We start from the raw sequence: 1,528 nt of genomic DNA on the forward strand, positions 1-1,528 counted from the left end.
ACCTCGCCCGCCAGGTCATCCGCGACACAGGCGAAGCCGTCCGCCGCCGTCGCGGGACCGCCCCCGCACACACCGAGCAGCTGCTGCAGGGCCTCGTTGCCGACCCGGCCCGCCGGGCCGCGTCCGCCCCGGCCAGCGCCGCCTAACGCCCCGCAGCCGCACGTCCGAAACGCCCGATTCCCCGACGAGGAGAGGGCTCACAGCAGCAGATCTCCGGGACGGGAATCACGAACGCCGCCCCCGACGCGCTCTTCCTACCGTGCTGCCAACCCCGGTTCCCCGGGGCCCGGCCTGTGAGAGGAGGTAGTTATGCGTCCCTGCCGCAAGAGCGTCCGCTCCGTCCGGTCCGTGCGCAAGGTGGCCTGACCCACCGAGCACGCCCCACCGAAGGCGGCCGCACCCCAACGGGGACGGTCGCCTTCGTTCTTGCCGCCCCCCACTGCCAGAGCCTCTCCAGGAAGACCCCGCCATGGCCACCGACGCCCCCCTGGGCACCCTCCTCACCGCGCCGGCCCGCACGGCGCGCTCCGTCGTCTGGATCCTCCTCGCGAGTTCCCTGGCCGTGAAGGCCGGCGGCTTCGCCTGGGACTTCCTCTCCTACTACGTCGCCACCGGAACCGGACACGGCACCGCGGCGGCCGGCGGCGCGCTCACCGTCTTCGGCGTCGGCTGGTGCCTGGGGCAGGCCGGCAGCGGTTGGCTTACCGATCGGCTCGGCCAGCGCAGCGCCCTGACCGTGCTGATGCTGCTGTCCGCCGCCGCCTGTCTCGCGCTCGCCCTGGTCCGCTCCCTGCCGGCTCTGCTGACGGTGTCGCTGTTCCTGGGCATGACGATGGAAGCGCACCGCCCGGCGGTCTCCTCGGCGATCAACGACGCCATCGACTCCGAGGCGGGACGCACCCGTGCCCAGGCAATGCTGTACTGGTCGGCGAACGTCGGCATCGCCGTCTGCGGCGGCGCCGGCGGCTACATCGCCCACCACCACGGTTACCGCGGCCTGTTCCTCGTCAACGGCCTGGTCTGCCTCGGCTTCGCCCTCGTCGCCCGCCGTACCCTCTCGGCCCGGCCGCCGGCCGCCGAGCAGCAGGTCCACTCCTACCGGCAGGTGCTCGCCGACCCGGCCCTGCGCTGGATCGGGCTGGCCGCCGTCTTCGCCATGGTCTGCGCCTGGGGTCTGGTGTCCGTCCTGCCGCTGCTGATGACCTCGGACGGCCTGCCACCGTCCGCGTACGGCACGGCCATGGTCGCCAACACCGTCAGCGTGCTGGTCCTCACCCCGCCGATGATGCGGGTCCTCGTCGGCCGCGGTGAGCAGTTGAAGTACCCGCTCGCGCCGATCCTCGCTGCCGGCTCGGCGATCCTCGGACTGGGCATCACGGTGGCCGCCATGCAGCACACCACGATCGGCTACTCGATCGCCGCGGCGATCCTGGTCCCGGGGGAGATCTGCTACAGCGTCGCCATCGGCGCGTTCATCTCCACCGCGGCGCCCGCCGGCGCCACCGGCCGCTACCAGGCCGTCCTCAGC

1 protein-coding gene is annotated in these 1,528 nt (G+C 73.0%); it reads left to right on the forward strand.

All coding sequences use genetic code 11. The annotated features are described in order from the left end of the window. Window positions 1-469: 469 nt before the first annotated feature. The coding region (locus GA0115259_RS38710; protein ID WP_093605320.1) for an MFS transporter at window positions 470-1,528 on the forward strand (1,059 nt) is incomplete at its 3' end.

It is taken from the genome of Streptomyces sp. MnatMP-M17 (assembly GCF_900091995.1).
Lineage (GTDB): Bacteria > Actinomycetota > Actinomycetes > Streptomycetales > Streptomycetaceae > Streptomyces.